The 24,545-nt window shown below is 72.3% G+C and carries 25 protein-coding genes and 1 tRNA gene; 10 read left to right on the top strand and 16 right to left on the bottom strand.

Annotated elements, in window-relative coordinates:
- Positions 1-26: 26 nt before the first annotated feature.
- The 8 genes from LIV55_RS08435 to pstB all read left to right on the top strand — a co-directional run bounded on the left by LIV55_RS08435 (position 27) and on the right by pstB (position 9,100).
- Complete coding sequence (locus tag LIV55_RS08435) at positions 27-719, top strand: winged helix-turn-helix transcriptional regulator (RefSeq protein ID WP_068269953.1); 693 nt, start codon at positions 27-29, stop codon at positions 717-719.
- Positions 716-1,603, top strand: a complete 888-nt coding sequence (gene mshD, locus LIV55_RS08430; protein ID WP_229299898.1) for a mycothiol synthase — start codon at positions 716-718, stop codon at positions 1,601-1,603. Before LIV55_RS08435 ends, mshD begins: the two co-directional genes overlap by 4 nt.
- A gap of 7 nt (positions 1,604-1,610) precedes the next feature.
- Entirely contained in the window at positions 1,611-3,860 is a 2,250-nt protein-coding gene (locus LIV55_RS08425; RefSeq protein WP_123093571.1) for an RNA degradosome polyphosphate kinase, read from the top strand.
- A complete protein-coding gene (locus tag LIV55_RS08420) occupies positions 3,860-4,819 on the top strand; it encodes an NUDIX hydrolase (protein WP_191562961.1) in 960 nt (319 codons plus the stop codon). Before LIV55_RS08425 ends, LIV55_RS08420 begins: the two co-directional genes overlap by 1 nt.
- A gap of 201 nt (positions 4,820-5,020) precedes the next feature.
- Positions 5,021-6,133: a phosphate ABC transporter substrate-binding protein PstS gene (gene pstS, locus LIV55_RS08415; protein ID WP_224766741.1), complete on the top strand. Its 1,113-nt coding sequence runs from the start codon at positions 5,021-5,023 to the stop codon at positions 6,131-6,133.
- Positions 6,134-6,229: 96 nt separating this feature from the next.
- On the top strand, positions 6,230-7,174 hold the full coding sequence (pstC, locus tag LIV55_RS08410; RefSeq protein WP_123093573.1) for a phosphate ABC transporter permease subunit PstC: 945 nt from the start codon (positions 6,230-6,232) through the stop codon (positions 7,172-7,174).
- Positions 7,174-8,292 (top strand): phosphate ABC transporter permease PstA, encoded by a 1,119-nt coding sequence (gene pstA, locus LIV55_RS08405; RefSeq protein ID WP_123093574.1) that lies wholly within the window; start codon positions 7,174-7,176, stop codon positions 8,290-8,292. The genes pstC and pstA overlap by 1 nt, the downstream gene beginning before the upstream one ends.
- Before the next feature lie 28 nt (positions 8,293-8,320).
- Entirely contained in the window at positions 8,321-9,100 is a 780-nt protein-coding gene (gene pstB, locus LIV55_RS08400; protein WP_123093575.1) for a phosphate ABC transporter ATP-binding protein PstB, read from the top strand.
- Positions 9,101-9,201: 101 nt separating this feature from the next.
- Here pstB and LIV55_RS08395 read toward each other — a convergent pair whose 3' ends face one another.
- The 9 genes from LIV55_RS08395 to LIV55_RS08355 all read right to left on the bottom strand — a co-directional run bounded on the left by LIV55_RS08395 (position 9,202) and on the right by LIV55_RS08355 (position 17,356).
- Complete coding sequence (locus tag LIV55_RS08395) at positions 9,202-10,194, bottom strand: inorganic phosphate transporter (protein WP_068269976.1); 993 nt, start codon at positions 10,192-10,194, stop codon at positions 9,202-9,204.
- A gap of 3 nt (positions 10,195-10,197) precedes the next feature.
- A complete protein-coding gene (locus tag LIV55_RS08390; RefSeq protein ID WP_229299897.1) occupies positions 10,198-10,821 on the bottom strand; it encodes a DUF47 domain-containing protein in 624 nt (207 codons plus the stop codon).
- Between the two features lie 78 nt (positions 10,822-10,899).
- Positions 10,900-11,097 (bottom strand): hypothetical protein, encoded by a 198-nt coding sequence (locus tag LIV55_RS08385; RefSeq protein ID WP_123093576.1) that lies wholly within the window; start codon positions 11,095-11,097, stop codon positions 10,900-10,902.
- 255 nt (positions 11,098-11,352) lie between these two features.
- Positions 11,353-11,901: a hypothetical protein gene (locus LIV55_RS08380; protein WP_123093577.1), complete on the bottom strand. Its 549-nt coding sequence runs from the start codon at positions 11,899-11,901 to the stop codon at positions 11,353-11,355.
- Positions 11,902-11,960: 59 nt separating this feature from the next.
- A complete protein-coding gene (locus tag LIV55_RS08375; protein WP_163562421.1) occupies positions 11,961-12,692 on the bottom strand; it encodes an enoyl-CoA hydratase/isomerase family protein in 732 nt (243 codons plus the stop codon).
- A gap of 14 nt (positions 12,693-12,706) precedes the next feature.
- Positions 12,707-13,357, bottom strand: coding sequence for a LutC/YkgG family protein (locus LIV55_RS08370; protein WP_229299896.1), 651 nt, complete (start codon positions 13,355-13,357; stop codon positions 12,707-12,709).
- Positions 13,354-14,817: a lactate utilization protein B gene (locus LIV55_RS08365; RefSeq protein ID WP_191562966.1), complete on the bottom strand. Its 1,464-nt coding sequence runs from the start codon at positions 14,815-14,817 to the stop codon at positions 13,354-13,356. The genes LIV55_RS08370 and LIV55_RS08365 overlap by 4 nt, the downstream gene beginning before the upstream one ends.
- Entirely contained in the window at positions 14,814-15,614 is an 801-nt protein-coding gene (locus LIV55_RS08360; protein WP_123093581.1) for a (Fe-S)-binding protein, read from the bottom strand. Before LIV55_RS08360 ends, LIV55_RS08365 begins: the two co-directional genes overlap by 4 nt.
- Positions 15,611-17,356, bottom strand: coding sequence for an L-lactate permease (locus tag LIV55_RS08355; protein WP_191562968.1), 1,746 nt, complete (start codon positions 17,354-17,356; stop codon positions 15,611-15,613). Before LIV55_RS08355 ends, LIV55_RS08360 begins: the two co-directional genes overlap by 4 nt.
- 146 nt (positions 17,357-17,502) lie before the next feature.
- On the opposite strand from LIV55_RS08355, the gene LIV55_RS08350 reads away from it, so the two are divergent.
- Positions 17,503-18,234 carry a FadR/GntR family transcriptional regulator gene (locus LIV55_RS08350; RefSeq protein ID WP_123093583.1) on the top strand — a complete coding sequence of 244 codons (732 nt, stop codon included), beginning with the start codon at positions 17,503-17,505 and terminating at the stop codon, positions 18,232-18,234.
- A gap of 15 nt (positions 18,235-18,249) precedes the next feature.
- On the opposite strand, the gene LIV55_RS08345 is transcribed toward LIV55_RS08350, so the two are convergent.
- From LIV55_RS08345 to LIV55_RS08315, 7 genes are all read right to left on the bottom strand, one after another.
- Positions 18,250-18,322: transfer RNA gene (locus LIV55_RS08345), tRNA-Lys, on the bottom strand.
- 162 nt (positions 18,323-18,484) lie between these two features.
- On the bottom strand, positions 18,485-19,192 hold the full coding sequence (locus LIV55_RS08340; protein ID WP_229299895.1) for a response regulator transcription factor: 708 nt from the start codon (positions 19,190-19,192) through the stop codon (positions 18,485-18,487).
- Positions 19,193-19,284: 92 nt separating this feature from the next.
- Complete coding sequence (locus tag LIV55_RS08335; protein ID WP_123093585.1) at positions 19,285-19,647, bottom strand: hypothetical protein; 363 nt, start codon at positions 19,645-19,647, stop codon at positions 19,285-19,287.
- Between the two features lie 2 nt (positions 19,648-19,649).
- The gene (locus LIV55_RS08330; protein WP_229299894.1) at positions 19,650-20,588 is read right to left on the bottom strand and encodes a hypothetical protein; all 939 of its coding nucleotides are present in this window, start codon (positions 20,586-20,588) and stop codon (positions 19,650-19,652) included.
- 75 nt (positions 20,589-20,663) lie between these two features.
- Positions 20,664-21,263: a helix-turn-helix domain-containing protein gene (locus LIV55_RS08325; protein WP_123093587.1), complete on the bottom strand. Its 600-nt coding sequence runs from the start codon at positions 21,261-21,263 to the stop codon at positions 20,664-20,666.
- A gap of 1 nt (position 21,264) precedes the next feature.
- On the bottom strand, positions 21,265-21,702 hold the full coding sequence (locus LIV55_RS08320; RefSeq protein ID WP_123093599.1) for a VOC family protein: 438 nt from the start codon (positions 21,700-21,702) through the stop codon (positions 21,265-21,267).
- A 47-nt stretch (positions 21,703-21,749) separates the two neighbouring features.
- Positions 21,750-23,015: a DUF445 domain-containing protein gene (locus tag LIV55_RS08315; protein ID WP_229299893.1), complete on the bottom strand. Its 1,266-nt coding sequence runs from the start codon at positions 23,013-23,015 to the stop codon at positions 21,750-21,752.
- Between the two features lie 40 nt (positions 23,016-23,055).
- Here LIV55_RS08315 and LIV55_RS08310 point away from each other — a divergent pair, with 40 nt between their 5' ends.
- Positions 23,056-24,492, top strand: coding sequence for a GuaB1 family IMP dehydrogenase-related protein (locus LIV55_RS08310; RefSeq protein ID WP_229299892.1), 1,437 nt, complete (start codon positions 23,056-23,058; stop codon positions 24,490-24,492).
- Positions 24,493-24,545: the final 53 nt, after the last annotated feature.

The following is a 24,545-nucleotide window of genomic DNA, read 5'->3' as shown; positions in this document are numbered from 1 at the left end:
ACGCCCCCTTCGTAGACTGACGCCCGATGGCCAGGCTCATGCTCCTCACCGACGACCTGGCGCCGAGCGCCGAGGTGCTGCCGGCGCTGGCGCTGCTCGGGCACCACGTGCGGACCCTCCCGGCGGAGGCGTCCGCCCTCGTCGACGCCCCGGAGATCGACGTCTGCCTGGTCGACGCCCGCCGCGAGCTCATCCAGGCGCGCACCCTGTGCCGCGTCATCGACGCCACCGGGTCCTCCGCGCCGGTCATCGCGATCCTCACCGAGGGGGGCCTGACCGCCGTCACCGCCGAGTGGTCGGTCGACGACGTCGTCGTCGACACCGCCGGGCCGGCCGAGGTCGAGGCGCGCATCCGCCTGGCGATGGGCCGGGCCAACGCCGACGTCGACGACGAGATCGCCGCGGGCGGCGTGAGCATCGACGAGGCGAGCTACACCGCGCGCCTCGACGGCACGCCCCTCGACCTCACCTACAAGGAGTTCGAGCTGCTCAAGTACCTCGTGACGCACCCGGGGCGGGTCTTCACCCGCGCCCAGCTGCTGCAGGAGGTCTGGGGCTACGACTACTTCGGCGGCACCCGCACCGTCGACGTCCACGTGCGCCGGCTGCGGGCGAAGCTCGGCGTCGACCACGAGGTGCTCATCGGCACCGTGCGCAACGTCGGGTACCGCTTCGTGCCGGACGCCACCGACGCCGAGGAGATGGAGACCACCTCATGACCCGCGAGAGCCCTCGCCCGACGACCCTCGACGAGACCGGGGCCCAGGGGGTGCGCGCCCTCGCGGACGCGGCGGCCGAGGCCGACGGCGTCGGCCCGCTCGGCGAAGACTTCCTCCTGCGCCTGGGCACCGACGAGGGCACCCACCTCGTGAGCCCGGGGGCTCCCCCCTTCGCCGGGTACGCCGGGATCGCCCCCGACGGCGCCGCCGAGCTCGTCGTCCACCCCGACGAGCGCGGGCGCGGTCTCGGCACCGAGCTCGCCCGCGCGGTCCTCGACCGCGAGCCGCGGGCCCGGCTGTGGGCGCACGGCGACCTGCCCGCCGCCCAGGCCCTCGCCGCCGGGCTCGGGCTGACCCGCGTGCGCGAGCTGCTCGTGCTGCGCCGACCGCTCGCCGGGGTGCCCGACGCGCCGCCCCCGCCCGAGGGCTTCGCCCTGCGCACCTTCCGCCCCGGGCAGGACGAGGACGCCCTCCTCGCGATCAACGCCGCGGCCTTCGCCCACCACCCCGAGCAGGGACGCCTCGACCGGGCGGGCCTGGCGCAGCGCACCGAGCAGGCGTGGTTCGACCCCGCCGGTCTCTTCCTCGTCGAGGACGCGAGCGGTGACCTCGCCGCCTTCCACTGGACGAAGGTCGCCGACCCGGAGAGCAGCATCGGCGAGGTCTACGTCGTCGGGGTGAGCCCGCAGCACCAGGGCCACGGCCTCGGCGGGTACGTCACCGCGGTGGGCCTGGCGCACCTCGCGGGCCTGGGTCTGCAGGGCGTCGAGCTCTACGTCGAGGGCGACAACGCCCCGGCGCTGGCGACCTACGCACGCGCCGGCTTCGGTCGTCACGCGGTGCACTCGATGTACGCGCGTGCCACCGCTGACGCGCTGCCATGATGGGCGCATGAGCGCGGAGCCCTCGACCGAGTCCGAGACGGGTCGCAGCGAGATCTCGACCGTCACCTCCTCCCCCGGCGACAGCCCCGACCTGCGTCCCCGCGCCGCCAACGGGCGCTTCGTGCGCGCGACCGGCGCGACGCCGCCCGCCCCCGACGGCCTGCCGGCGGACCGCTTCCTCGACCGCGAGATCTCGTGGCTGCAGTTCAACGAGCGGGTCCTGCAGATGGCCGCCGACCCCGACATGCCGCTGCTCGAGCGGGCCCGCTTCCTCGCGATCTTCACGAGCAACCTCGACGAGTTCTTCATGGTCCGGGTCGCCGGGCTCAAGCGCCGCATCGCCACGGGCATCGCCGTGCGCAGCGCCTCGGGCCTCGAGCCGCGCGAGGTCCTCGAGCAGATCTCGAAGGTGTCGCACGACCTCACCGCCGCCCACGCCCGGATCTTCGAGGAGTCGGTGCGCCCCGCCCTCGTCGAGGAGGGCATCTCGATCATCACGTGGTCGGAGGTCGACGACGCCGAGCAGGCCCGCGTGAGCGAGATCTTCACCCACGAGATCTTCCCGGTGCTCACCCCGCTCGCCGTCGACCCGGCGCACCCCTTCCCCTACATCTCGGGGCTCTCGCTCAACCTCGCCGTCGTGCTCATCAACCCCAAGACGGGCAAGGAGCACTTCGCCCGGATCAAGGTCCCGCCGTCGCTGCCGCGCTTCCTCGCCGTCCGCCCGGCCCAGGCCAGCGTGACCGCGGAGCTCTTCGAGGCCCGCTTCCTCGCGCTCGAGGAGGTCATCGCGGCCCACCTCGACCAGCTCTTCCCCGGCATGGAGGTGCACGAGCACTACACCTTCCGGGTGACGCGCAACGAGGACCTCGAGGTCGAGGAGGACGACAACGAGAACCTCCTCACCGCGCTCGAGCGCGAGCTCACCCGGCGCCGCTTCGGGCCGCCGGTGCGCCTCGAGGTCGAGGAGGGCATGGACGACCACGTCATGGAGCTGCTCACCCGCGAGCTCGCCGTGCACGAGGACGAGGTCTACCGCCTGCCCGCCCCGCTCGACCTGCGCGGGCTCAACACGATCGCCGACATCGACCGCTCGGACCTGCACTTCGCCCCCTTCGTCGCGCGGACGAACGCCGAGCTGGCCCCCACCGAGTCGGCCAAGCCGCGCGACATCCTCGCGAAGATCTCGCGTCAGGACGTCCTGCTCCACCACCCCTACGACTCCTTCTCGACCTCGGTCCAGGCCTTCGTCGAGCAGGCCGCCGCGGACCCGAAGGTCCTCGCGATCAAGCAGACCCTCTACCGCACGAGCGGCGACTCCCCGATCGTCGACGCCCTCATCGACGCCGCCGAGGCCGGCAAGCAGGTCCTCGCGGTCGTCGAGATCAAGGCGCGCTTCGACGAGCAGGCCAACATCGAGTGGGCCCGCAAGCTCGAGCACGCCGGGGTCCACGTCGTCTACGGCATCGTCGGGCTGAAGACCCACTGCAAGCTCTCGCTCGTCGTGCGCCAGGAGGCCGAGGGCGTGCGCCGCTACTGCCACATCGGCACCGGCAACTACAACCCCAAGACCGCGCGCCTGTACGAGGACCTCGGTCTGCTCACCGCCGACCCCGAGGTCGGCGAGGACCTCACCCGCCTCTTCAACCAGCTCTCCGGGCTCGCGCCGCGCAGCAAGTTCAAGCGCCTCCTCGTCGCCCCCCGCTCGCTGCGACCCGGTCTCGTCGAGCGCATCGAGCGCGAGGCCGAGCGCGCCCGTGCCGGCGAGGACGGCTACGTCGGCATCAAGGTCAACTCGATGGTCGACGAGGAGCTCATCGACGCGCTCTACCGGGCGAGTCAGGCCGGCGCCCGCGTCGACGTGTGGGTGCGGGGCATCTGCGCGCTGCGCCCCGGCGTCGAGGGCCTGTCGGAGAACATCCGGGTCCACTCGGTCCTCGGGCGCTTCCTCGAGCACAGCCGGGTCTTCGTCTTCGGCACCGACGAGCACCGCGAGGCGTGGATCGGCAGCGCCGACATGATGCACCGCAACCTCGACCGCCGCGTCGAGGCGCTCGTGCGGATGCGCGACCCGCGGCACGTCGACGAGCTCTTCGAGCTCATGGCGAAGGGGATGTCCGGGGACTACGCGCACTGGAGCCTGCGCGGCGACGGCCGGTGGACCCGCCAGCACCGCGGCGAGGAGGAGCTGCTGCCCGACGTGCAGGCCCAGCTCATCGCGATGTACGCGAAGCGGCGCCGCAAGGCGCGCCGCTGATGCCCGTCGTCTGCGCCGCGGGCACGCTCCCGTGGCGTCGTCGGCGCGGGCACCTGCAGGTGGCGCTCGTCCACCGCCCGCGCTACGACGACTGGGCGTGGGCGAAGGGCAAGCTCGACCCGGGCGAGATCTTCCCCGTCGCCGCGACCCGCGAGACCCACGAGGAGACCGGTCTCGAGGTCCGCCTCGGCCGGCCCCTGCCCTCCTCGACCTACCGCATGCGCGACCGCTGCGGCGAGCCGGTCGTCAAGGACGTCCGGTACTGGTGCGCCGAGGTCGTCGGCGGGCGCGGCCTGCTGGAGCACGAGATCGACGAGGTCGCCTGGCTCGGCGTCGAGGACGCCCGGCGCCGGCTGACGTACCGACGCGACCTCGACCAGCTCGAGGCCCTCGTCGAGGCCGACGCCGCCCGCACCCTCACGACGTGGCCGCTCGCGCTCGTACGGCACGCGAAGGCCCACCCCCGCTCCCGGTGGACCGGGGAGGACTCCCTTCGCCCTCTCGACGAGCGCGGGCTGCGTCAGGCCGACGAGCTCGTGCCCCTGCTGCGGGCCTTCGGGGTCGAGCGGGTCGTCAGCTCGCCGTCCGTGCGCGCCGCCGGCACCGTCTCCCCCTTCGTGCAGAGCACCGGCACCCGGCTGCGGCTCAAGCCCGGCCTGTCGGAGGAGGGCTACGCCGAGGACCCGACCCGCGCGGTCCACCACCTCGAGCGGCTGCTCGAGCGCGGCACGCCCGCCGCCCTCGTCTCGCACGGACCCGTCCTGCCCGACCTCGTCACCGCCCTCCTCGCCCGCGTCGACGGGCCGAGGCGTCAGCGCACGCTGGCCCGCGCGGTCCTGCAGGACCACGCCGAGGACGGGATGGCGAAGGGGGAGGTCCTCGTCTGCCACGTCGTCGGGACCGGGGCGGACGCCCGGGTCGTCGCCGCCGAGCGGCACCACCCGGAGGACCGCGCCTGAGCCGCGATACCCCAGGTGCGGGTGGTCCCGCCTCCTGAGGGCGGCCTGGGGATGCTCTGTGCAACCACCGTTCACTGCTCGTTCACCGTCGACCGACCATCCGGTCACCGACGCTCCCTAGCGTCCTCGGTGTACGGCACGGGTGCCGTCCTCATACTCCCTTCGCCCAGGACCGGGCGAGAACCTCAGAGAGGCCCTTTCGTGAAGAGCTCCACGATGAAGCGCGGTGGCATGTCCCTCGCCGCGATGTCCCTCGTCCTCGGCGTGGCCGCCTGCGGCGCCGCCAACGAGACCTCCTCCAGCGCCGGCGGCTCGAGCGAGAGCTCCGGCTCCTCTGCCGCCGGGTCCATCAAGGGCGCGGGCGCCAGCTCGATGGAGAAGGCCCAGGGCGAGTGGATGGCCAAGTTCACCGACACCAACCCCGACGCCACCGTCGAGTACTCGCCGGACGGCTCCGGCACCGGCCGGGAGAAGTTCATCAACGGCGCGGTGAACTTCGCCGGCTCCGACTCGGCGATGGACGAGGAGGAGATGGCGCAGGCGAAGGACAAGGGGTGCACCGGCGAGACCATCCAGTTCCCGGTCTACGTCTCCCCGATCGCCGTGGCCTACAACCTCGAGGGCGTCGACGAGCTCAACCTCTCGCCGGAGGTCATGGCCGACATCTTCAACCGCAAGATCACGCAGTGGGACGACGCGAAGATCAAGGCGGACAACCCCGACGCAGAGCTGCCCTCGACGAAGATCACGACGGTCAACCGTTCTGACGACTCCGGCACCACCGAGAACTTCCAGAACTACCTCGCCGCTGCTGCGCCGGAGAACTGGCCGCACGAGCCGGGTGACGCCTGGCCGGTCAAGGGCGGCGAGGCGGCCAAGGGCACCTCTGGTGTCGTCGACGCCATCGGCGCCGGTGAGGGCACCATCGGCTACGCGGACGCCTCGCAGATCGGTGACCTCGGTGCGGCCAAGGTGAAGGCCGGCGACGAGTTCATCGAGTACAGCCCCGAGGCCGCGGCGAAGGTCCTCGAGACCGCGAAGCGCACCGACGAGGGCAGCAAGACCAACTTCGCCGTCGAGCTCGACCAGGCCAACGCCGGGGACGGCGTCTACCCGGTCGTCCTCGTGTCCTACGCCATCGCGTGCACCGACTACGACGACGCCGAGGCGGCCACGACGACGAAGGCCTACCTCGAGTACATCTCTTCGCAGGAGGGCCAGGACGCCGCCACCGAGGCTGCCGGCAACGCCCCGCTCTCCGAGGCCGCGCAGGAGAACGCCAAGAGCGCGCTGAGCAACATCAAGGTCGACTGAGTCCCCTGGACGCTCCTCGACCACGCATCGATGGCCCCGGACACCCGTCCGGGGCCGTCGGTCTGCCCCTCTCCCTGATCTCCTGAGGACCCCCACGTGAGCACGACAACCCCCACCAGCGGCCCCGCGAAGGCGGTGACCCGCCGCGGCGACCGGATCTTCTCCGGCCTGTCCGTCGGGTCCGGCATCCTCATCCTCGCGACCCTCGCTGCCGTCGCCGCCTTCCTCGTCTACATGGCGATGCCCGCGGTGACCGCCGACTCGACCGACGTGCGCGGGGGCGAGGGCCTGCCCAGCTATGTCGCGCCCCTGATCTTCGGCACGCTGTACTCGTCGATCATCGCGCTGCTCATCGCGATGCCCCTGTCGATCGGGATCGCGCTCTTCATCACCCACTACGCCCCGCGTCGTCTGGCCGCCGGGCTCGGCTACGTCATCGACCTGCTCGCCGCCGTGCCGTCGATCATCTTCGGTCTGTGGGGCCTGCAGATCGCCGGCAACGCCGTGCCGGCCTTCGGGTGGCTCAACCGCAACCTCGGGTGGTTCCCGCCCTTCGGCGGCGACGTCACGGTGACGGGTCGCACGATGCTCATGATCGGGATCGTCCTGGCCATCATGATCCTGCCGATCATGACCGCGGTGAACCGCGAGGTCTTCCTCCAGACGCCGCGTCTGCACGAGGAGGCCTCGCTCGCCCTCGGCGCGACCCGGTGGGAGATGATCCGCCAGGCGGTCATCCCCTTCGGCAAGTCCGGTGTCATCTCCGGGGCGATGCTCGGCCTCGGTCGGGCCCTCGGCGAGACGATGGCCGTGGCCATCGTGCTGTCGGCGAGCGGCTCGGTCATCTCGTGGGAGCTGCTCAGCTCCAACGCCTCGGGCACGATCGCCGGGGACATCGCGCTGAACTTCCCCGAGTCCTTCGGCGTGGAGCGCAGCACGCTCTTCGTCTCCGGGCTGGCGCTCTTCGCCGTCACCCTCCTCGTCAACATCTTCGCCCGGTGGATCATCTCGCGCCGGTCCGAGTTCTCCGGAGCCAACTGATGACCGACATCGACGACAAGGCCCCCGACGCGGCCCCGACGACCACCGGCCAGACGCTCACCGGGTCGAGCAGCCTGGGATCCGGTCCGCGGGCCGGCGCCCTGAGCCAGACCGTCCGCTGGGCCGTCCTCGCGTGCTCCGTCCTCGCCGGTGCCGCCCTGGTGACCCTGGTGTGGGGCTTCAACCTGCTGGGCGTCATGGCGGTCGCCGCGCTCGTCTACTCCGTCGCGATCTACACGACCGCACGTGTGGTCGAGGGCAGCCGGCACGCGACCGACCGCCTCGTCACCGCTGTCGTGACGACGATGTTCCTCCTCGCGCTCACCCCCTTGCTGTCGGTGATCTGGACGATCGTCTCCAAGGGCGTCAACCGGCTGGACGGCGCGTTCTTCACCTTCTCCATGCGGGGGGTCGGGGCCGGGGAGATCGGCGGCGCGTACCACGCGATCATGGGCACCCTCATCGTCACGAGCCTGGCGGCCGTCATCTCGATCCCGATCGGGATCTTCGCGGCGATCTACCTCGTCGAGTACGGGCGCGGCAGCAGGCTGGCCAAGGCGCTGACCTTCTTCGTCGACGTCATGACCGGCATCCCCTCGATCGTCGCCGGCCTCTTCGCCATCTCGCTCTTCACCCTCTTCTTCGGGCCGGCCTACCAGGCCGGGATCGTCGGTGCAGTCGCGCTCGCGGTGCTCATGATCCCCGTCGTCGTCCGCTCCACCGAGGAGATGCTGCGCCTCGTGCCCAACGAGCTGCGTGAGGCGAGCTACGCGCTGGGCGTGCCGAAGTGGCTCACCGTGACCAAGGTCGTCCTCCCGACCGCCATCGCCGGGATCGCCACCGGCGTCACCCTCGCGATCGCGCGGGTCATCGGCGAGACCGCGCCGCTGCTCATCACGATGGGCGCGGCGAAGGGGGTCAACCTCAACCCCTTCGAGGGCTCGATGTCGGCCCTGCCGCTCTTCGCCTACAGCTCGTACTCCAGCCCGGGCCTGAACAAGCAGGACAGCCTCGACCTCGCGTGGACCGCTGCGCTGACGCTCATGGCGATCGTCATGCTGCTCAACATCGTGGCCCGGCTCATCAGCAAGTACTTCGCCCCCAAGACCGGCCGCTGACCCGGCCTGCAGAAGGAAGACAAACGACGTGTCCAAGCGCATCGACATCCGCGACCTCGACATCTACTACGGCGACTTCAAGGCCGTCGCAGGGGTCAACATGGTCATCCAGCCCCGCAGCGTCACCGCCATGATCGGCCCGTCCGGCTGCGGCAAGTCCACCGTCCTGCGCTCGCTCAACCGCATGCACGAGGTCATCCCCGGCGCCTACGTCGACGGGCAGGTCCTCATGGACGACGAGAACCTCTACGGCAAGGGGGTGGACCCGGTGAACGTCCGACGCAAGATCGGCATGGTCTTCCAGCGCCCCAACCCCTTCCCGACGATGTCGATCCGCGAGAACGTCCTCGCCGGGGTCAAGCTGAACAACAAGAAGATCAAGAAGGCGGACGCCGAGGAGCTCGTCGAGTCGAGCCTGCGGGGCGCCAACCTGTGGAACGAGGTCAAGGACCGGCTCGACAAGCCCGGCTCGGGCCTGTCCGGCGGCCAGCAGCAGCGCCTGTGCATCGCCCGGACGATCGCGGTCAAGCCCGACGTGGTCCTCATGGACGAGCCGTGCTCGGCCCTCGACCCGATCTCGACGCTCGCCATCGAGGACCTCATCCACGAGCTCAAGGACGAGTACACGATCGTCATCGTCACGCACAACATGCAGCAGGCGGCGCGCGTCTCGGACATGACCGGCTTCTTCAACCTCGAGGCGACGGGCAAGCCGGGCCAGCTCGTCGAGTACGACGAGACGACCCACATCTTCAACAACCCGTCCCAGAAGGCCACCGAGGACTACATCTCGGGCCGCTTCGGCTGACCGGGCCAGCACCCAGACCGAGGGCCGGTCGCACCTGCAGGGAGGTGCGACCGGCCCTCTTGTCGTGCCGGCGGGCGAAGGGAGCTCGCACCCCCGTCGTCTCAGAAGAGGCGCAGCAGGCCCATGGTGACCGCGGCGGAGATGCCGGCGCCGGGGAAGGTGAGCACCCAGCCGCCGACGATGGACTTCGCGACGCCCCAGCGCACGGCCTTGAGCCGCTTCGTCGCGCCGGCGCCCATGATCGCCGAGGTGATCGCGTGGGTCGTCGAGATGGGGGCGTGCAGCGCGGTCGCCGTGTAGAGGATCGCCGCGGCGGTCGCCTCGGCGGCGAAGCCCTGCGGCGGCCCGAGGTCGATGATCCGGCGGCCGAGGGTGCGCATGATCCGCCACCCGCCGGCGTAGGTGCCCGCGCTGATGACGACGGCGCTCATGACGAGCACCCACAGCGGGATCGAGTCGTCGCCGACGGTCTGGAAGCCGCCGACGGTGAGGGCGAGGACGACGACGCCGGCGGTCTTCGCGGCGTCCTGCATGCCGTGGCCGAAGGCCATGGCGGCGGCTGACCCGGTCTGCGCGATGCGGAAGCCGCGCCGCGTGCGGCCCGGGTGGGAGTGGCGGAAGGCCCACAGGATCGTCGTCATCACGAGGTAGCCGACGATGACGCCGATGATCGGGCTGAGCACCATCGGGACGACGACCTTCTCGAAGATCCCGAGCCAGTGCACGACACCACCGCCGACGAGGGCCGCGCCCCCGAGCCCGCCGATGAGGGCGTGCGAGGAGGAGGACGGCAGGCCGAACCACCACGTGAGGAGGTTCCACACGATGGCGCCGACGAGGGCCGCGGCGCAGATCTTCAGACCGAGGGTGCCGGAGGGCGCGTCGATGATGCCCTTGCCGACGGTCTGGGCGACCTTCGTGCCGAAGAAGGCGCCGAAGAGGTTGGCGACGGCAGCCATGGCGAGCGCGGCGCGGGGGGTGAGCGCGCGGGTCGAGACCGAGGTCGCGATCGCGTTCGCCGCGTCGTGGAAGCCGTTCGTGTAGTTGAACCCCATCGCGAGCAGCACGACGAGGGCGACGGGGATCCAGTCCACCGGTCAGGACTCCTTGACGGCGATCATCTCGACGTGCTGGGCGACGAGCTCGAAGGAGTCGGCAGCGCGCTCGAGGCCCTCGATGAGGTCCTTGCGCTGCACGACCTGGATCGGGTCGGTGATCGACCCGTCGAAGATCTGGGTGAGCAGCCGGCGGTAGAGCTGGTCGGCCTGGTTCTCGAGGCGGTTGACCTCGATCCAGTAGTCGTCGAGCGACTTCATCGACTGGAGGCGGGGCATCGCGTCGGCGGTCACCTGCGCCATGCGCGAGATGATCTCGATGACCGCGACGACGTCCGCGGGCAGGTCCGGGATCCGGTAGAGCCCGATGAGGAAGCCGACGCTCTCGATCTCGTCGACGCAGGTGTCGATCGCCGCGGCGAGCTCGACGATGTCGACGTGGTCGAAGGGGGTGATGAAGGCGGCATTGACCTTGCGGACGACCTCGTGGGTGGTCTCGTCCGCCGCGGCCTCGACGTCACGCAGCTGCTCGGTGATCCGCAGCGCCTCCTCGCCGCGCGCCCCGAGGAGGTCGGTGAGCAGGCGCGAGGCCTCGACGCCGTGCTGCGCGGCCGTCGCGAGGAGGTCGAAGAAAGAGGTGTCCGACGGGGTGAGGCGGAAGGCCACGGGGGAGCTCCGGTGCGTGAGGGGCAGACGGTCGTCGCAAGCGTAGGCGCTCCCCGACACCTCCTGCTAACCCGGAGTTCAGCCGGAGGTCGTCCGGGGCCGGCCGTCGGGGCTGCTGCCAGGCTGCACGCCGAGCGCTGCGTCGATCTCGGGCTGGCTCAGCGGGTGGTCGGCGTCACGCGCGACCTCGATGAGGGCTCGCACGAGCTCTCGGTCATGACCCGGGGCGACGACACCGGGCTCTGCCTCGTCGGCACCCTGCTCTGTCGTGGACATGCGACCACGGTAGGAGCCTGCTGCGGGGCGTCGGCGTCGCGACGGCCCCTCCGTGCGCCGAACGGTCTGATGTGCGCCGGGCCGGGAGCGCCTCTCGGCACGAGGCCGCTCGTGGCGGCTATTTTTGGGACCCGGGGCTACCGCGACCCGGCGCACAGACGAGAGTAACGCCTCTCCCCCGGGGAGCATTCCCGGACGGGGGTGATCCCCGGACGGGGTGCCTCGGACGCCGGCAGGTCGCAGGAGCCGGCGGGCTCAGACGAGCTGGCCGGCCCGCCAGAGCACGGCGCACGCCGCGAGGTCGTCGGCCGTGGTCGCCAGGGCCGCGGCCGAGCCGACGTCGGAACGCTCGTCGGCGGCCCGTCCGGTCGCCGCGACGGAGCAGAAGGCCGCGCACCGGTCGAGGGCGACGTCGAGGTCGCGGTGGAAGGCCCCGCCGAGGACGCCGTCGATCATCTCGCGCACCTCGCCGGGCTCCGGCGGGTCGGGGACACCGGCGATGACGTGCTCGACGGGTGCGACGTGCATGCCGGTCGCGTACTCCCGGCTGGCGCTGTCGGGGCTGCGCTGCACCCACTCCCGCACGAGGTAGAGCCGCCACAGCGCACCCGGCAGGCTGCGGGCCGGGCGGTGCGACCACAGCTCGGCGAGGGTGTCGAGCCCGACCTCCTGGACGAGCCCGACGAGCCGGGCGCCGACCTGCGGGTCGGCGCTGCGGCCCGCGTCGACGACGAGCATCGCCGCGGCGTGAGCGGCCTCGGCCGCCTCGGCCGGGCCGGGGGTCGTGCCGCCGTGCGCCTCCATGGCCTGCGGTCCGTAGTGCAGCGGACGGCGCGGGCGCCGGGGCTCCTCGCCGGTCAGGGTCAGACCTTCGCCCGCAGCATCGCGCGGACCATCGTCGCGGCCTCGGACTGGGCCAGGGAGGTGCGGTCGGTGTCCCACGACGCCCGGAGCAGGCGACGGGTCTCGCCGTTGGCCCACAGGCCCTCGCCGGTGAGCGAGCGGGCGATCCCGTCGACCGCGGCCGGGAGGTCGCCCTCGACGACGGTGACGACGCCCCAGCTCTCCGCGGTCGTCGCGTCGATGGTGCGCCGGCCGAGGGCGAAGGAGAGGGCGCGCTGCTGGCCGATGGCGCGCGGCAGCTGCCAGGCCAGGCCCGGGTCGGGGGCGCCGAGACCGCCGTGGGGTGCGACGCGGAAGGTCGCGTCGGGCGTGCACAGGCAGATGTCCGCCGCGAGCGCGATGCCGAGGCCGGAGCCGGCGGCCAGCCCCTGCACCCCGGCGATGACGGGCTTGGTCGAGGCGTTGAGGATGCCGAACATCTCGTCGAGGGCGGCGGCCTGCTCGAAGACCTGGGTCGTCGGGTCGTCCGCCTGACGGGCGGCCTCGGTGTCCGTGCCGACGCAGAAGTCGCCGCCGGTCGACGTCAGCTCGAGGACGTCGACCGTGTGCGAGCGCAGCGCGCGCTGCACCGCGTCGCGCAGCTGGTGGGTCATCGTCAGGTCGAGCGTGTTGCCGAACTCCGGCCGGGCCAGCTCGATGTGCGCGACGCCGTCGGAGGCGGAGTAGGTCACGTAGGCGCGGTTGTCAGACACGTCGGACAGCCTAGTCAGGAGTGCTCGACGAGCACGACGACGAGGGTCCTCGGCCCGTGCACCCCCTCGACCCGCTGCAGCTCGATGTCGCTCGTCGCGCTCGGGCCGCTCACCCAGGTGAGCGGACGACCCCGGTGAGCCTGCCCGCCGAGGCGGGCGACGGCCTCCGGGACGTCGTGCACGACCTGGTCCGCGCGCACGACGCAGACGTGGCAGTCGGGCACGAGGGTGAGCGCCCGGCGTCCCTGGTCGGGCCCGTGGTCGAGGACGATCGTGCCGGTCGCCGCGATGCCCAGAGCGCTCGCGGTGACGACCGCGTCGACGGCGTCCAGCGCACCCGCCGAGGCCCCCCGGCCCTCGGGGACGACGGTCGCGACCTGCTCGAGCGCGGCCCGCCACGCGGGGTCGAGCCCGTCGGGCAGGACGACCGAGGTCCGGCCCAGGTCGCGCAGCGCGCCGGCCACGACGTCGGCGACCTCGTGCTCCTGGGCGCGCAGGACGCTCGCGCGGTAGTCGGCGACCCGCTCGACGAAGAGCTCGAGCGTCGCCTTCGGGCTCGACGCGGTCTCCTCCACGACGACGGGGGCTGGTCGCTCCCCCTTCGCCGTCGTGATGTCGGCGGTCGCCGCCCGCACGCGGGCGAGGATCTCGTCACGGGCGCTCATCGCTCGCCCCCCTCTGCGCGCTCGCGCTCCCACCACTGGCGGAAGGTCTCCTTCGGCGGCGTCGGCACGTCACGGGCGTCGCTCCACGCGCCCAGGCCCGGGACGGAGCGGATGGTGCGGTCGCCGACGAGCCGTCCGGCGACCGTGGCGGCCTTCTGCGCGGCGGCGAGCCGGCGCGGGTCCGACAGGACCCAGGCTGCGGCGCTCATCGCCGCGGACTCGGCACGGTGGCCGCCCTGCTGGACGACCTCGCCGCGCAGCTGGACGAGCATCTCCGGGATGTCGATGCGCACCGGGCAGGCGTCGAAGCACGCCCCGCACAGGCTCGACGCGTACGGCAGGGACTGGTCGACCTCGCTCGCCGTGCCGCGCAGCTGGGGGTTGAGCACCGCGCCGATCGGCCCGGGGTAGACCGAGCCGTACGCGTGCCCGCCGGTGCGCTCGTAGACCGGGCAGACGTTGAGGCAGGCCGAGCAGCGGATGCAGCGCAGGGCCTGACGACCAAGGGCGTCGGCGAGGACGTGGCTGCGACCGTTGTCGAGCAGGATGACGTGGACGTCCTGCGGCCCGTCGCCGTCGTGCGCCCCGGACCACATCGTCGTGTACGGGTTCATCCGCTCCCCCGTGCTCGAGCGCGGCAGCAGCTGGAGCATCGGGGCGAGGTCGGCCCACGTGGGGAGGACCTTCTCGATGCCGACGACGCTGACGAGCGTCTCGGGCAGGGTGAGGCACATCCGGCCGTTGCCCTCGGACTCGACGACGACGAGCGTCCCGGTCTCGGCGACGGCGAAGTTCGCGCCCGAGACGGCGACCTTCGCGCGGAGGAACTTCTCGCGCAGGTGCAGGCGCGCGGCCTCGGCGAGCCGGGCAGGGTCGTCGGTGAGGTCGTCGGGCGCCGGGCGGCCCACCTCGCCCATCTCGCGGGCGAAGATCTCGCGGATCTCGCTGCGGTTGCGGTGGATCGCGGGCACGAGGATGTGGCTGGGGCGGTCGTGACCGAGCTGGACGATGAGCTCGGCGAGGTCGGTCTCCCAGGCGCTGATCCCGGCCTCCTCGAGCGCCTCGTTGAGCTCGATCTCCTGGGTGGCCATCGACTTGACCTTGACGACCTCGTCGGCCCCCTTCGCGCGGGCGATCTCGACGACGACCGCGTTGGCCTCCGCCGCGTCGCGCGCCCAGTGCACGGTGGCGCCGGCGGCGGTGAGGCTCGCCTCGAGCTGCTCGAGGTAGTCGCCGAGGTGGTGCAGCGCCTCGTCCTTGGCCGCCGCGCCGCTGACCCGCAGGGCCTCCCAGTCCTCGATCTCGCCGACGACGCCGGCACGCTTGGCGCGGATCGTGCGCGTGGCGTGGTGGAGGTTGGCGCGCTGCTGGGTGTTCGCGAGCGCCTCCCGGGCGGCCTCGGGGAAGGCCGGCATGCCGACGAAGGTCGGCGAGGTCTGCTGGACCGGTCCGATGCTCATGCGGGGTCCCCTTCGGTCGAGGCGAGGATCTCGGCGAGGTGCATCGTGCGCACCCCGGTGCGCTGACGGCCGAGGATCCCGCCGATGTGGGCCAGGCAGGAGTTGTCGCCGGCGACGACGACCTCGGCGCCGGTCTCGACGACGTGCTGGGCCTTGTCCGTGCCCATCGCGACCGAGACGTCCGAGTTCTTCATCGCGAAGGTCCCGCCGAAGCCGCAGCACTCCTCTGCGCCCGGCAGCTCGACGAGGTCGATCCCGCGCACCGCGCGGAGGAGCTGCAGGGGCCGGTCGGCCACCCGCAGCATCCGCAGCGAGTGGCACGTCGGGTGGTAGGTGACGCGGTGCGGGAAGGACGCGCCGACGTCGGTCACGCCGAGCACGTCGACGAGCAGCTCGGAGAGCTCGTAGACCTTCGGGGCGACGGCGTCGACCTGCGCGACGAGGTCGGCGTCACCGGCAGCCGCCGCGATGGTGCGGTGCTGGTGGCGCACCGACCCGACGCACGACCCGGAGGGGGCGACGACCGCGTCGTAGCCGCCGAAGACGTCGACGAAGCGGCGCACGAGGGGCAGCGCGCGGTCGGCGTACCCGGTGTTCGTCATCATCTGGCCGCAGCACGTCTGCGCCTGCGGGAAGTCGACCTCGCAGCCGAGCCGTTCGAGGAGGCGGACGGTCGCCTTGGGGGTCTCGGGCCACATCGTGTCGTTGAAGCAGGTGGCGAAGAGCGCCACCCGCAGACCGGTGGTCCTCGGGGTGCCGGGCTGCCCGGTGGCCGGGCTCGGGGTGCGCGCGCTCATGGCAGCATCCAAGCAAGGATCGTCGACTGCAGACCGACGAGGAGGCAGACGGCGAGGATGAGCCCGACGCTCCACGGCAGCACCTTGCGCAGGATGTCGGCCTCGCGGCCGACGAGACCGACGGCCGTGGCCGCGATCGTGAGGTTCTGCGGGCTGATCATCTTGCCGACGACTCCTCCGGAGGTGTTGGCGGCGACGAGCAGGGTCGGGTCGAGCCCGGCTTCCTGCGCGGCGGCCTGCTGCAGGGTGGCGAAGAGCGCGTTCGCGCTCGTGTCGGAGCCGGTGACGGCGGTGCCGATCCAGCCCAGGAGCGGGGAGAGGAAGGCGAAGGCCCCGCCCGCCCCCGCGATCCACGTGCCGATGGCGATGGTCTGGCCGGAGAGGTTCATGACGTAGGCGAGGGCGAGCACGCTGGAGACGGTGAGGAAGGCGAAGCGCATCTGGCGGGCCGTCGCCGCCATCTCCGCGCCGAGCCCGCTCACGCCGACCCGGTAGACGAGGGCGACGACGAGCGCGGTGAGGAGCAGGAGCGTGCCGGGCGAGCTGAGCCAGGCGAAGGTGTACGTCGTCGCCGTGCTCGGGGTGCCGGCGGCGGTGAGGACCTCGCCGGACAAGCCCGGCCAGGCGATCTTCACGTCGGTGCCGAGGAGCCACTCCTTGACGGCGGGGACGAGCTTGGCCACGGAGAAGACGGCGATGACGAGGACGTAGGGGAAGAGCGCCATGGCGATGCGGCCCGGGGTGAGGGAGCGGGCGCGGGCGTCGAGCTCGGCGACGGAGACCGAGTGGTCGGTGCCGGCCTTGTCGACGGCGCCGGTCGAGGGGGTGCCCGTCGACGCGTCCCCCTTCGCGCCGACGAGGGCGAGGTCGCGCTGCCGCTCGACCTCGAGCACCTCGAGGGCCTCCTCACGGCCGGTGGGCTGCCACACGCGCAGGAAGACGACGGCGGCGGCCAGGCCGGCGAGCGCCGCGACGATGTCGGCGAGCTCGACGGAGATCCACGTCGCCGAGACCCACTGGGCGACGGCGAAGGCGAGACCGACGACGACGGCGATGGGCCAGGTCTGGCGCACCCCGCGGCGGCCGTCGGCCATGAGCACGAGGAGCAGCGGCACGAAGATCGCGATGACCGGGGTCTGGTGACCGACGTACGCGCCGATCTCGGTGTAGGGGATCTTCGTCAGGGCGCCGGCGGTGATGATCGGGGTTCCGATGGCGCCGAAGGCGACGGGCGCGGTGTTGGCGAGCAGGACGACGGCGGCGGCGCGCAGCGGTGAGAAGCCGACCGCCATGAGCATGACGCCGGTGATGGCGACGGGTGCGCCGAAGCCGGCGAGCGCCTCGAGCAGGCCGCCGAAGCAGAAGGCGATGATGATCGCCTGCACCCGGGGGTCGTCGGAGATGAGGTGGAAGGTCGCCCGCAGGTCCTCGAAGCGGCCCGACCTCACCGTCACCTGGTAGAGCACGATCGCGGTGAAGACGATCCACATGATCGGGAAGAGGCCGAAGACCGCTCCCTCTGATGCCGAGAGCACCGCGAGGTGGACCGGCATCTCGAAGGCGAGGACGGCGACGGCGACCGCCACCGCGACGGCGCTGAGCCCGGCCCAGTGGGCCTTCCACCGCAGCACCCCGAGGGTGGTGAAGACGGTGAGGAGCGGCAGCAGGGCGACGAGCGCGGACAGCAGGAGGCTGTCGGCGACCGGTGACAGGTCGGGCTGGAATGCGGCTGGTGCGGTCATGGGGGCCTCCGAAGGGCGCTGGACGCGGCGTTGAGTCGGCGCACCGAATGGTCGGACCATTCGACGGAAGATGACGATAGGGGTCACCGCGTCCCGCCGTCAAGAATGGTCGGACCATTGACCGCTCGTCGTGCGATGATCGGTCGGTGACGACCGCTCATCCCCTGCCCGAGGCCCGTGAGAGCCGACGCGCCTTCGAGGTCGTCCTCGCCTGGGTCGAGGAGCGGATCCTCGCCGGCGACCTCGGCGTCGGCGACCAGCTGCCCGCCGAGCGCGACCTGGCCCAGCAGCTCGAGGTGAGCCGCTCCGCGGTCCGCGAGGCCGTGCGCACCCTCCAGGCGCAGGGCGTCGTGCGCTCGTCCGTCGGGGCGGGGGCGGCCGGGGGGACGACGATCACCTCGGTCCCGAGCGACGCCCTCGGGCGACTGCTGCGCCTGCACGTCTCGCTCACCCACTTCGAGCTGCCGGACGTGCTCGAGGTGCGCATCGCGCTCGAGCGGCTCAGCGTGCGGCTCGCCGCCGCGCACGCCACCGAGGACGACCTCGAGACGATGCGCGGTCTGCTCGAGACGATGGCCGACCCCGACGTCGACCGCCGGGTCTTCAACGACCACGACACGGCCTTCCACGTCGCACTGGCCCGGGCGGCCGGCAACCGGCTCGCGACCGACCTCACCGCCGCGATCCGCGAGTCGATGCAGCTGCCCATCCTCGACCGCTTCCGCACCCTCGCGTCCTGGGACGACGTCGCCGACGAGCTGCGGCGCGACCACCAGGCGATCTTCGACGCCGTGGCGGCGGGCGACGGGGACGCCGCGCAGGAGCAGGTCGAGACCCACATCCGCTCCGCCTGGGCGGCGCTGTCGACGGGGGCGTGACCGCCCCTTCGCCGGTGGGCCCCGTCGGGCTCGAACCGACGACCAACGGATTAAAAGTCCGTAGCTCTACCAACTGAGCTAGAGGCCCCTGCTGCGCCAGGTCGCCTCCCGGGACGTCCACCGGACGACCCGCGGGACGACCACCGACCGTCCCGACGACCTGCCTGGCGAAGACTAGCCGAGGACGCCGAGGCGACGTCCGTCACGGACCCGAGCAGCGGGGACGCACCCAGAGGTGGTCGAGCGGCCGTCAGCCACGCGTGCACGACGTGGGCTCGTGGTCGTCGGCGAGCATGAACCGCGATCGGGAGCTGTTCCGGAAGTCGTGGTCGACGCCCCACAGCACCGCCTGGGTGCGTGAGCGCACGCCCATCGTCCGGTACGCGGCGCGGATGTAGGACTTCACGGTGTTCGTGCTGAGGTAGCAGCTGCTCGCGATGTCTCTGTTGTCGAGACCCGCGACCACGAGGGTGATGATCTCGGACTGGCGGGGGGTCAGCCCCTGGGCCTTGCCGGGCCAGTTGTTCCAGCTGGGCTGGTCGTCGTGGGGCTCTCCGGGGTCGGCGGGCAGCACCACCCGCTCTCCGGCGTGGATCCGTTCGAGGGCCTCGACGAGTCGACCGGCGCCGACCGACTTCGACACGACACCGGACAGACCGTGGGCCTCCGCGAACTCCACCGACTGCGCGGTGACCTCCCAGGTGTAGAGCACCGCCCGACTGGCGAGAGGGTTCGACATGAGCAGGTCGAGGTCGAGGTGGACACCGCTCTTGGTCCTGGCGAAGGCGTCGTAGAGCACGAGGTCGACGGGCTCGGAGACGTGCAGGTACACGTTCACCTCGGCGACACGGACACGCCTCGGGTAGTCGGCCAGCATGGCCGCCACACCCAGGGCGACGACCTCGTAGTCGTTGAGCACCGCGATCCGGACCGGCTCTACATCTGTAGCAGGGCTCATCTTGTGACACTAGTCCCCGGCGTGGGGGGCTCGACGTGGTGTGACGTGACCCCCTGGGCCGGTCGAGCAGCGCCCCGACCTCGGGCCACGGCCTAGCCACGACCAGCCGGGTGCTCCGGGTGGCGTCTGCGCAGCTCGGCGCGCAGCGCCCGCACCAGCGGTGTGGCCTCGAGCCAGGCCGCCGAGGTGATCTCCCACGGGGCCGGCGCACCGGCCGACCGGGCGACGAGCTCGGCGGCCCACCGGCCCTCGGCCACCGTCGCCGTGTCGTCATGGGTCACGCCCACCTGCCACCACGTGCGATAGGTGTCGGCGTGCACGAGGAGGTGACCGATGACGTTGCTCAGGTACTCGTCGGTCATCTCGGCGAGCCGGTGCGGCCGGTCCTCGACGTCGACCCACCACGTGCCCTGCCCGAGCGCCGCGAAGGAGCTGGTCGGGGCCGGCTCGTCCATCGCTAGTCGTCCTCGGGCTCGCCGAGGATCTCGGTGAGGGCGTCGGCGAGACCGTCCTCGGCGACGACGGAGATGTGCCCCGCCTCGTCGACCTGGGTCGCCTGGACGACCTGCCCGTCGGCGGCCCGGTGGAAGACGTGGGGGCTCACCGGGCCGGGCTGGGTCTCGTGCTCACCGCGGGCGAAGGCGACCATCCAGCGCAGCGCGGCCAGGACGCCAGGCCCGACCAGCGGGTGGACGACGAGGACGTGGCGGCAGGGCGCGCACAGCAGGACGCCGCCCGGGCCGACCTCGACCCCGGCCCGCTCGAGCAGCTCGTCGAGGACGAGCAGGCGCGCGGCGCCGAAGAAGTCGTCGGTGACGAAGAGGTGCACCTGCGAGGTGGGGTCGTCCTCCTCGGGGCAGTAGCTCTGGTGCTCCGGCGGAGGCAGCTCGCGCAGGTTGCTGCGCGCCAGCGTCATCGCGGTCGCCGTGTCGGGGATGCCGTCGGGCAGGTCGACGGACTCGACGACGTGGTCGGGGAAGTCCAGGGCGATCATCGCGATGACGCCCGGCAGCGGCTCCTGGGCCGGGTAGGCCGGCTGGGTCGGGATCTCGCTGCGGGTCCGCAGCTGGGCGAGGACCTGACCGGGGTCGGGCGGGCCGCTCGTGTCGGGCGGGTTGAGCAGCGCGTCGAGGTGGGAGGCGACGACCTGCGGCCACCGTCGCTCACGGGTACCGGCGGCGACGACGGAGAGGTTGTGCAGCCCGAAGACCTGCCCGCCCGACAGCTGCAGGGCCCCGGCGTCGATCGTCGCCTCCAGCCCGCGGCTCGCGAGCTCCGATCGGGTGAGGGCCAGCAGCCGGTCCGCCGCGTCGGGGGCGAGCGCGGGCAGCACCGACCCCTCGTGGCCGCCCGTCGGGGGCGGGGTCGGTCGCTGCCATCGGTCGAAGAGCCTCATGGCGGCAGTCTCTCAGGAGGGACAGGTCGTGGTCTCGAGGCTCACAGGGCCGTGCCACCTCGACCGGCGAGCGGCTCAGCGGGCGCCGGACAGGGCGACGGTGCGCACGAAGACGCACGCCGTCGCGCCGGCATTGGCGTACCGGTAGGCCCGGTCGCTGAGCAGCCGGGCGGAGGAGCCGGCACGGACGACGACCCGGTCGTCGTCCGCGGTGAGGGTGAGCTCACCCTCGAGGACGTGGAAGAGCTCCTGCGAGCCGGCCGGGTCGGCCAGCCCCTGGTAGCCCGCGCCGGGCTCGAGACGCCACCGCCACAGGTCGGCGGCCCGCCCGTGGCTCGTCGCGACAAGAAGGTGGGCGCTGCTGCCCCCTTCGTCGGACCACACGAGGACCTCCGCGCCCGCCTCGACGACCGAGATCGCACCGCTGGGGCGAAGGGGGTCGAGCAGCTCGGTGAGCTCGGTCCCGAGCGCGCGGGCGACCCGGGTGATCGAGACGAGGCTCGGGTTGGCCTGGCCGTGCTCGACCTGGGTGAGCAGCCGGCGGCTGATCTCGGCGCGGTCGGCGAGCTGCTGGACGGTGAGGCCCTGCTCGGTGCGGGCGGACCGCACCCGGGCGCCGACCTGGGCGAGGAATCCCTCGCTCAGCGCCCCCTCGTCGGTCCGCTCCGCACCCACGTCAGACCGCGAAGAGCTGGTCGAGGTCGGCGAAGGCCTTGAACTCGAGGGCGTTGCCGGAGGGGTCGAGGAAGAACATCGTCCACTGCTCGCCGGGGGTGCCCTCGAAGCGGACGTAGGGGTCGATGACGAACTCGACACCGGCGCCCTGGAGGCGCGCGGCGAGCTCCTGGAAGCGCGGGACCGGCAGCACGAGGCCGAAGTGCGGCACCGGGACCATCTTCCCGTCGACGGGGTTGTGGCCCGCGACCGCGTTGGAGTGGTCGTCGACCATGTGCGTGACGACCTGGTGGCCCTCGAGGTCCCAGTCGGTCCAGCGCTCGTCCTCACGGCCGCGACCGAAGCCGAGGACCTCGCCGTAGAAGTGCCGGGCGGCCTCGATGTCGTGGACCGGGATGGCCAGGTGGAAGGGGGGACGGCTGCGCTCGTTCTCGCTCATGACGAGCACGTTAGTGCACATACGATGCGCACACCAGTGCGCATCCGTCATCCGGTCCACGTGACGAGCTGGCTCACGGCATGGATGACGAGACCGACGAGCGCGCCGACGACCGTGCCGTTGATCCGGATGAACTGCAGGTCGCGCCCGACGTAGAGCTCGATGCGGCTGCTCGCCTCGTCGGCGTCCCACCGACCGACGGTGACGGAGATGACCTGGGCGAGCTCGTCGCCGTAGGTGTTCACGGCGAAGGCGACGGCCTCGCCGAGATGGCCCTCGAGCCGGTCGCGCCAGGCCGGGTCCTGCTCGAGGTGCTCGCCGAGGTGGGCGAGCAGCTCCTCGCCGCGGGACCAGAAGTAGCTCTCGCGGTCCTCCATCGCGCCGACGAGCGCGACCTTGAGCGACTGCCAGATCGCGACGGCGCTGCGGGGCACCTGCGGGTGGGCGAGCAGCGCCTCCTTGAGCCGCTCGGCGCTGGCCTGGACCTCGGGGTCGTGCTGGAGGTCGTCGGCGAGCCGGCGCAGCAGGTCGTCGAGCGCCTTGCGGGCGGGGTGGTCGCGGTCGCTGCGCACCTCGGCGAGCCACTCGACGGCCTGCTTGTAGCCCCAGCCGATGACGCGGTCGTCGAGCCACGGCGGGGTCCACCACGGGGCCTTCTCGCCGACGACGTCGGCGAAGGCCTCGGGGTTCTCCGCCAGCCAGGCGCCCACCTGGTCCAGCCCGAGGTCGACGAGACCGGCGTGGGTGCCCTGGGCGACGACGGAGTCGAGCAGCGAGCCGGCGATCGGGCTGATCGGCTCGCGGGCCAGGCGCGGGAGGAGCAGCGAGGTGAGGAAGTCCTCGACGTCCTCGTCGGACATGCGCTCCAGGGCCGGGCGACCGGCGCGGGCGATCTCCGTGAGCACGCGCTCGCGGCTCGCCGGGCGGGCGAGCCAGCGTCCCAGCCGCAGCCCGACCTCGGCGCTCGCGAGACGCTCGCGGGCGATCTCCTCCGTGAGGAAGTTCTGCGCGACGAACTCCTCGAGGCTGCGACCGAGCTCGTCCTTGCGCCGCTTGATGAGCGCGGTGTGCGGGATCGGCAGGCCGAGCGGGTGCTTGAAGAGCGCGGTGACGGCGAACCAGTCGGCCATCGCGCCGACCATCGCCGCCTCGGCAGCGGTGTTGACGTAGCCCCACACGCCGTCGTGGTCCATCCGCACGGTGAGCAGGTAGACGACCGCGGCGAGGACGAGCAGGGAGGTGGCGACCACGCGCATGCGGCGCAGACCGGCCCGTCGGGCCTGGTCCGCGGGGGTCTCGACGAGGAAGCTCACGGGGCGATTGAACCCCAGCCCGGCTCCCTAGACTCGCCGGGTGGACTTCCTGCCCGGACACCAGCCGCCCCATGACCTCACCTACGACGACGTCTTCATGGTGCCGCGCCGCAGCGAGATCACCTCGCGGCACGGCGTCGACCTCGCGAGCGTCGACGGCACGGGGACGACGATCCCGCTCGTCGTCGCGAACATGACGGCCATCGCCGGGCGGCGGATGGCCGAGACGACCGCCCGCCGCGGCGGGCTGACGATCATCCCGCAGGACATCCCGACCGATGTCGTCGCCGAGGTCGTCGCGTGGGTGAAGTCGCGCCACCTCGTGCACGACACCGCGATCGAGCTCGACCCGACCGTCACGGCCGGCGAGGCGCTCGTCCTCATCCACAAGCGCGCCCACGGCGCCGGAGTCGTCACCGTCGACGGCCGCCCGGTCGGCATCGTCACCGACAGCGACCTCGACGGGGTGGACCGCTTCACCCAGGTGCGCGACGTCATGCAGACCGAGGTCGTCACGCTCGCCGAGGACCACGACCCGGCTGCCGCGTACGACGAGCTGCACCACGCCCGCCGCCGCGTCGCCCCTGTCGTCGGGGCCGACGGTCGGCTCGTCGGCATCCAGACCCGCATGGGCGCCGTGCGCTCCTCGCTCTACCGCCCGGCCCTCGACGCCCAAGGCCGGCTGCGCGTCGGCGCCGCCGTGGGCATCAACGGCGACGTCACCGGCAAGGCACAGGCCCTGCTCGACGCGGGCGTCGACGTCCTCGTCGTCGACACGGCGCACGGCCACCAGGCCAAGATGTTCGAGGCGCTCGCGGCGGTCCGCGCGCTCGACCCGCAGGTGCCGGTCGTCGCCGGCAACGTCGTCTCCGCGGAGGGCACCCGCGAGCTCGTCGAGGCGGGCGCCGACATCGTCAAGGTCGGCGTCGGGCCGGGCGCGATGTGCACGACGCGGATGATGACGGCGGTCGGCCGCCCCCAGCTCTCCGCCGTCCTCGAGTGCTCCGCCGCGGCGCGCGAGCTCGGCGCCCACGTGTGGGCCGACGGCGGCGTGCGGCACCCCCGTGACGTCGCCCTCGCGCTGGCAGCGGGCGCGAGCAACGTCATGATCGGCTCGTGGTTCGCCGGGACGCTCGAGTCGCCCGGGGACCTCTTCACCGACGCCGACGGACGGCGCTACAAGGAGTCCTTCGGCATGGCCTCCGCCCGAGCCGTGCGCAACCGCACGGCCGAGGACTCCCCCTTCGAGCGAGCCCGCAAGGGCCTCTTCGAGGAGGGCATCTCGACGGCCCGGATGTATGTCGACCCGGCCCGGCCGAGCGTCGAGGACGTCATCGACCAGATCGTCGCCGGCGTGCGCAGCTCGTGCACCTACGCGGGCGCCGCCTCCCTCGAGCAGTTCCGCTCCCGCGCCCTCGTGGGCGTCCAGTCGACCGCGGGCTACGCCGAGGGCCGCCCGCTCCACACGTCGTGGTGACCACCCGTCCGCCCCGCGTGCTACGGCGCAGTACTGGTCGCGATGACGACCAG

The sequence above is a fragment of the Janibacter melonis genome, from assembly GCF_020567375.1.
Classification (GTDB): domain Bacteria; phylum Actinomycetota; class Actinomycetes; order Actinomycetales; family Dermatophilaceae; genus Marihabitans; species Marihabitans melonis.
The sequence above is the reverse complement of the archived record's forward strand: the minus strand, read 5'-3'. Positions and strand labels throughout refer to the sequence as shown.

Excerpts from the sequence above, each read along its gene's own strand:
- mshD (WP_229299898.1), top strand. The coding sequence starts at position 716 with ATGACCCGCGAGAGCCCTCGCCCGACGACCCTCGACGAGACCGGGGCC.
- LIV55_RS08340 (WP_229299895.1), bottom strand. The coding sequence starts at position 19,192 with ATGAGCCCTGCTACAGATGTAGAGCCGGTCCGGATCGCGGTGCTCAAC.
- LIV55_RS08420 (WP_191562961.1), top strand. The coding sequence starts at position 3,860 with ATGCCCGTCGTCTGCGCCGCGGGCACGCTCCCGTGGCGTCGTCGGCGC.
- LIV55_RS08320 (WP_123093599.1), bottom strand. The coding sequence starts at position 21,702 with ATGAGCGAGAACGAGCGCAGCCGTCCCCCCTTCCACCTGGCCATCCCG.
- pstA (WP_123093574.1), top strand. The coding sequence starts at position 7,174 with ATGACCGACATCGACGACAAGGCCCCCGACGCGGCCCCGACGACCACC.
- LIV55_RS08355 (WP_191562968.1), bottom strand. The coding sequence starts at position 17,356 with ATGACCGCACCAGCCGCATTCCAGCCCGACCTGTCACCGGTCGCCGAC.
- LIV55_RS08365 (WP_191562966.1), bottom strand. The coding sequence starts at position 14,817 with ATGAGCATCGGACCGGTCCAGCAGACCTCGCCGACCTTCGTCGGCATG.
- LIV55_RS08380 (WP_123093577.1), bottom strand. The coding sequence starts at position 11,901 with ATGGAGGCGCACGGCGGCACGACCCCCGGCCCGGCCGAGGCGGCCGAG.
- LIV55_RS08435 (WP_068269953.1), top strand. The coding sequence starts at position 27 with ATGGCCAGGCTCATGCTCCTCACCGACGACCTGGCGCCGAGCGCCGAG.
- LIV55_RS08360 (WP_123093581.1), bottom strand. The coding sequence starts at position 15,614 with ATGAGCGCGCGCACCCCGAGCCCGGCCACCGGGCAGCCCGGCACCCCG.
- LIV55_RS08385 (WP_123093576.1), bottom strand. The coding sequence starts at position 11,097 with ATGTCCACGACAGAGCAGGGTGCCGACGAGGCAGAGCCCGGTGTCGTC.
- LIV55_RS08425 (WP_123093571.1), top strand. The coding sequence starts at position 1,611 with ATGAGCGCGGAGCCCTCGACCGAGTCCGAGACGGGTCGCAGCGAGATC.
- LIV55_RS08330 (WP_229299894.1), bottom strand. The coding sequence starts at position 20,588 with ATGAGGCTCTTCGACCGATGGCAGCGACCGACCCCGCCCCCGACGGGC.
- LIV55_RS08335 (WP_123093585.1), bottom strand. The coding sequence starts at position 19,647 with ATGGACGAGCCGGCCCCGACCAGCTCCTTCGCGGCGCTCGGGCAGGGC.
- LIV55_RS08370 (WP_229299896.1), bottom strand. The coding sequence starts at position 13,357 with ATGAGCGCCCGTGACGAGATCCTCGCCCGCGTGCGGGCGGCGACCGCC.